The organism is Streptomyces sp. AC627_RSS907 (genome assembly GCF_019049165.1).
The window spans coordinates 1-5576 of the sequence record NZ_JAGMUE010000202.1 but is presented as its reverse complement, the minus strand read 5'-3'; the positions used below and the strand labels follow the sequence as shown (position 1 = coordinate 5576).

Below are 5576 nucleotides of genomic sequence, written 5' to 3'. Positions count from 1 at the left end.
CCACGGACGTTCCCGGTGGCCCGCCGCCCTCCCGGGCGGAAGCCGCTGCCTCACGCTGGCTGGGACTGCTGCCGACCACGAGGCTCCGTGTCACCGCCCGGACGTCACCCCCCAGAGCGCGTGGCGACCGGGTCGCGGCCGTGCTGCGGGTCAAGGGTGGCCGGGAGGCGCCGGAGGTGGTGGCCGGGCCGTCGGCAGCGCAACGTCTGGCGGGGCGGCTGCGCGCCGGACTGCGGGAGGCCACCGACGGACTGCCGGCGGACGCGCGGGCGCTGCTGCCCGGGCTGGTCGTCGGGGACACCTCGCGCATCACGCCGGAGTTGGAAGAGGCGTTCAAGGAGACCGACCTCGCGCACACCCTGGCCGTCTCGGGCGCCAACTTCACGATCGTGCTCGCCCTGCTGCTCGGGCCGCCCGGGCTGGCCCAGCGCAGCGAGCGCCGGGGCCTGGCGCCCCGCCTCGGGATCTCCCTGCGGACGACCGCGCTGCTCGGCGGGGTGGTCTCGCTCGGCCTCGTCGTCGTGTGCCGGCCCGACCCGAGCGTGCTGCGGGCCGCCGCCTGCGGGGCCGTCGCCCTGCTCGCCCTGGCCACGGGGCGCCGCAGATCACTGCTCCCGGCGCTGGCGACGGCCGTGCTGCTGCTGGTGCTCTACGACCCGTGGCTGGCCCGCAGTTACGGCTTCCTGCTCTCCGTGCTGGCGACCGGTGCGCTGCTCACGATCGCCCCGCGGTGGAGCACGGCGCTGCGCCGGCACCGGGTTCCCCCTCGGCTCGCCGAGGCGCTGGCCGCCGCGGGGGCGGCGCAGGCTCTGTGCGCTCCGGTGGTCACCGTGTTGTCGGCGCGGGTGAGCCTGGTGGCGGTGCCGTGCAACCTGCTCGTGGAGTTCGCGGTCGCGCCGGCCACGGTGCTGGGCTTCGCCGCACTGGCGGCGGCTCCGGCGGCGATGCCGGTGGCCGAGGTACTGGCCTGGTGCGGAGGGTGGCCGGCCGGGTGGATCGCGGGGATCGCCCGTACCGGCGCCGCGCTGCCCGGCGCCGGAGTGGACTGGCCGGGCGGTTGGGCCGGGGCGGGGCTGCTCGCCCTCGTCACGGTGGGTGTGCTGCTCGTCGGGCGGCGGCTGTTGAGACACCCGTGGTGGTGCGGTGTCTGCGCGCTGCTGCTGGCGTTGGCGGTGGTGCGGCCGGCGCCGCTGGCCCGGGTGATCACGGGATGGCCGCCGCCGGGCTGGCGGATGGTGATGTGCGACGTGGGGCAGGGCGACGCCATGGTGCTCGCGGCGGGCGACGGGACGGGTGTGGTCGTGGACGCCGGGCCCGACCCGGCGCTGGTCGACGGGTGTCTGCGCGCGCTCGGCGTCACCCGCGTCCCGCTCGTGGTGCTGACCCACTTCCACGCCGACCATGTGGCGGGACTCCCGGGGGTACTGCGGGGGCGTTCGGTGGGCGGGATCGAGACGACCGCCCTCGAAGAGCCCGCCGACCAGGCCGAGTCGGTTCGCAGACAGGCGGCGGCACGGCGGATTCCCCTGCGGCACGCCGTCGCCGGGGAGGTGCGCCGGGCCGGCTCACTGTCCTGGCAGGTGGTGTGGCCGCCCGCGCGCCCGTCGGCGAGCGCGGTGCCGGGGTCCCCTGCGCCGGGCCCGCCGGCGAGCGAGCAAGGACCCAACGACGCCAGCGTCACCCTTCTGGTGCGGACGGCGGGGCTGCGGCTGCTGCTGCTCGGGGACCTGGAGCCCCCGGCGCAGCAGGAGTTGGCGCGCTCACCGGTGGCGGCGGCGCTGGAAGGCGTCGATGTCCTCAAGGTGGCCCACCACGGTTCCGCCCACCAGGACCCCGGCCTCCTGCGGAAGGTGGCCCCGCGGCTGGCGCTCATCAGTTGTGGTGCGGACAACACGTACGGGCACCCGGCGCCCGGCACGCTCGCGGCACTGCGCGCCCAGGGGGCGATGGTGCTGCGCACCGACCGGGACGGGGCGCTGGCGGTCACCGGCGCGGGTGGGGCGCTGCGGGTGGCGGGAGAGTGAGGTCATGGCCTGCACACGGGCCCATCGAGAAGTCACCGGCTCGACTGCGACGAATCCTGTCTGAAGCATTCAATTCGGGCCACACGGGGGTACTCGCGCGCACTTGCAGCACATGCACTGGTTTCCCGCGATGTGGCCCTGTGTTGCCTCGAAAGCCTCATCGGTGGTCGAATGTTTCTCTGTCAATCAGTTTTCTCCCGTGCAGAGGATGTCGTAGATGATCGGCCGTTGGCTGGGAAGCCGAACGAAGCGGATGCAACGGACGGGTCCCCTGGCGGCGGTACAGACCCCGCCGAACGCGGGAGTGCTCAGCTGCCGGGTCCTCGACCCCGTCAACGAGCCGGTGCCGAACGCGGAGTTCACGGTCAGCGACACCATGGGGCGCAAGGTGGTCGGCGGGGGGACGGACCCCTTCGGGTCGTTCGTGGCCACGGTGCCCGCGGGGGAGTACCGGCTCGCGGTGTCCGCCGAGGGCTACACGCCGTACCGGGCCTCCGCGACGGTCACCGAGGACTCGCTGGCCTCGCTCGGCGAGGTGACGTTGCAGGTGGCCCAGCCGCCGGAGCTGCCGGCGGCGGGTGACTGGGAGATCGAGCCGGCGCACTCCTCCATCGGCTTCACCGCCCGGCACATCGGGCTGGCCCGGATCCACGGCCGGTTCAACTCCTTCGCGGGCGCGGTGCGGATCGCGGACGAGATGGAGCAGTCGGCGATGCACGTGGTGATCGACGCGGCGTCCATCGACACCAACGTGAAGATGCGTGACGACCACCTGCGGTCGGCGGACTTCCTGGACGTGCAGCGTTTTCCGACCCTGGAGTTCTACAGCGACCGGTTCACGCACCGCGGCGGCAACCGGTGGGCCGTCACGGGGGCGCTGTCGCTGCACGGTGTGACGCGCACGGTGACACTGGACGCCGAGTACCTCGGAATCGGCAACGGCATGGAGGGCGAGGTGCGGGCGGCCTGCCGCGCCACCACCGAGCTGCACCGGGACGACTTCACGGTGAGCTGGCAGACGATGCTGGCACGCGGTATCGCCGTGGTCGGCCCCAGCATCAAGATCGACCTCGACGTACAGATCGTGCCCAAGGGCTGACCTGGCGGTTCGGCTGCCGCGCCATGGCCGACAATGGCACCCGTGAGTGATGTGAGACATGTGCTGGTGCTGCCCGACCGCGACGCCGCGGAGGAGGCGGCCGAGGCGCTCGGGGAGCGGTTCGGGCTCGACGAGGAACCGCAACTCGTCCGGGACGCCCTGGCAGGCGAGGACGACGCCGAGGACGCCCAGTGGCTCGTCGTCCTGCGCGACGAGAGGGAGCGGCTGGACCCCGGTGAGCTCGACGCGTTCGCGGGGGAGTGGGACGGCTGGCGCGAGGAGCCCTAGCTGTATTGCCCTGCCCGGTCGCGGGTGCGGGCTCGTTGTCAGTGGCGCGTGCGATGCTTGTCACGATGGCCAGGAAGACTGCGAATGACGACCCTCTCGCCCCGGTGACCCTTGCCGTGGGCCAGGAGGACCTCCTGCTCGACCGTGCCGTGCAGGAGGTGGTGGCCGCCGCGAAGGCCGCCGACGCCGACACGGACGTACGCGACCTGACCCCCGACCAGTTGCAGCCCGGCACGCTCGCCGAGCTCACCAGCCCCTCGCTCTTCGCCGAGCGCAAGGTCGTGGTCGTACGCAACGCGCAGGACCTGTCCGCCGACACGGTCAAGGACGTGAAGGCCTACCTCGGCGCACCCGCCGAGGAGATCACCCTGGTCCTGCTGCACGCGGGCGGCGCCAAGGGCAAGGGCCTGCTGGACGCCGGGCGCAAGGCGGGCGCGCGGGAGGTGGCGTGCCCGAAGATGACCAAGCCCGCGGACCGGCTGGCGTTCGTGCGGGCGGAGTTCCGCACCGCCGGGCGGTCGGCCACACCCGAGGCGTGCCAGGCGCTGGTCGACGCGGTCGGCAGCGATCTGCGGGAGCTGGCCTCCGCGGTGTCCCAGCTGACCGCCGACGTCGAGGGGACGATCGACGAGGCGGTCGTCGGGCGGTACTACACCGGGCGGGCCGAGGCCTCCAGCTTCACGGTCGCCGACCGGGCGGTCGAGGGACGGGCGGCGGAGGCGCTGGAGGCGCTGCGCTGGTCGCTGGCGACCGGAGTGGCGCCGGTGCTGATCACCAGCGCGCTGGCGCAGGGCGTGCGGGCGATCGGCAAGCTGTCCTCCGCCCGCGGCGGGCGCCCCGCCGACCTCGCCCGTGAGCTCGGCATGCCGCCGTGGAAGATCGACCGCGTCCGGCAGCAGATGCGCGGCTGGACGCCGGACGGCGTCTCCGCGGCGCTGCGGGCGGTGGCCGAGGCGGACGCGGGGGTGAAGGGCGGCGGGGACGATCCCGAGTACGCCCTGGAGAAGGCCGTGGTGACCATCGCACGAGCGGCGCGGTCACGAGGGCGGTCATAGGACGGGGCCCGGAACCCCGGCAGCCGGGGCACCGCCTCCGGCAGCCCGCACCTCCCCAGGTGGCCGGCGCCCGGTGGTCCCGGAGCGCCGGGCGCGTGGCAGTCCGGGCGCCAGGTGGCCCCGCGGGCCAGGAAGGTCCGGTCGCGCGGCACTCCCCGCGCCACCCGGCCCGGGGGTGGCTCGTCCCCGGCGCGTGGGCTGCCGCGGAACCTCGAAGCCCCGACGTCCAGCAGTCCCGACGTCCAGCAGTCCGGACGTCCAGCAGTCCGGACGTCCAGCAGTCCCGACGTCCCCGCACCGACGCCCGCGCACCGACACCCGGCAGCCACAAGTCGCAGCTCCGAATCCCGGAAGTCCGAACCCCGGAAGTTCCGAATCCCGGCAGCCCCGAATCCCCGTGGCCCCGCACCGCCCGGCAAGACCGAAGGCCCCGGTGGTCGTCCTGGGGAAGGACGGCCACCGGGGCCTCAGGTTCAAGCTCGCGGATCCATGCCCGCGTGGCGAACGCAGGCCGCGCATGGATCCTGGGTGCCGGACGGGAGCGGATGAGAGAGGGCCCGCCCTGGGTCCTTCCGGCGATCAGACCAGATAAAGGGTTCAGCCCTTGAGAGCGCCGACCTTCTGCGCCAGCGCCGACTTCTTGTTGGCGGCCTGGTTCTTGTGGATGACGCCCTTGGAGACGGCCTTGTCGAGCTGGCGCGACGCAACGCGCTGGTACTCGGTGGCCTTCTCGACGTCGCCCGCGGCAGCGGCCTCACGAGCCTTGCGGATCGCGGTCTTCAGAGAGGACTTGACGGCCTTGTTGCGCAGCCGGGCCTTCTCGTTGGTCTTGTTCCGCTTGATCTGGGACTTGATGTTCGCCACGAATGAGCCTTTGCAGGTTCAGGCACGAGGCCGCGAGGGTCCCGTGCCGATGATTTCTTGAAGGAGTGTCTCCTGCTGAGAGGGCATGAGACACAGCCCCCCACACTACCAGCGGCCGGTCAGCCGCCCCAAACCCGCTCCAAACCCGGTCCGGACCCCGCCCCGGACCCGCCCCAGGCCCGCCCCGGACCCGCCCCAGGCCCGCCCCGGACCCGCCCCAGGTCCGCCCCGGACCTGCCCCAGGCC

Annotated in this window: 5 protein-coding genes; 4 read left to right on the top strand and 1 reads right to left on the bottom strand. The window is 73.5% G+C overall.

Annotated features, from left to right (window positions below; translation table 11 throughout):
- The 4 genes from KUM32_RS31815 to holA all read left to right on the top strand — a co-directional run.
- Positions 1-2024 (top strand): ComEC/Rec2 family competence protein (locus KUM32_RS31815; protein ID WP_217145419.1); only part of this gene is annotated, 2024 nt, incomplete at its 5' end.
- Positions 2025-2241: 217 nt separating this feature from the next.
- Positions 2242-3123 carry a YceI family protein gene (locus KUM32_RS31810; protein ID WP_217145418.1) on the top strand — a complete coding sequence of 294 codons (882 nt, stop codon included), beginning with the start codon at positions 2242-2244 and terminating at the stop codon, positions 3121-3123.
- Between the two features lie 42 nt (positions 3124-3165).
- On the top strand, positions 3166-3411 hold the full coding sequence (locus KUM32_RS31805) for a hypothetical protein (RefSeq protein ID WP_217145417.1): 246 nt from the start codon (positions 3166-3168) through the stop codon (positions 3409-3411).
- Between the two features lie 65 nt (positions 3412-3476).
- Entirely contained in the window at positions 3477-4466 is a 990-nt protein-coding gene (gene holA, locus KUM32_RS31800) for a DNA polymerase III subunit delta (RefSeq protein WP_217145416.1), read from the top strand.
- A 597-nt stretch (positions 4467-5063) separates the two neighbouring features.
- Here holA and rpsT read toward each other — a convergent pair.
- Complete coding sequence (rpsT, locus tag KUM32_RS31795; protein WP_030180898.1) at positions 5064-5330, bottom strand: 30S ribosomal protein S20; 267 nt, start codon at positions 5328-5330, stop codon at positions 5064-5066.
- Positions 5331-5576 lie beyond the last annotated feature (246 nt).

Excerpts from the sequence above, each read along its gene's own strand:
- KUM32_RS31810 (WP_217145418.1), top strand. The coding sequence starts at position 2,242 with ATGATCGGCCGTTGGCTGGGAAGCCGAACGAAGCGGATGCAACGGACG.
- holA (WP_217145416.1), top strand. The coding sequence starts at position 3,477 with ATGGCCAGGAAGACTGCGAATGACGACCCTCTCGCCCCGGTGACCCTT.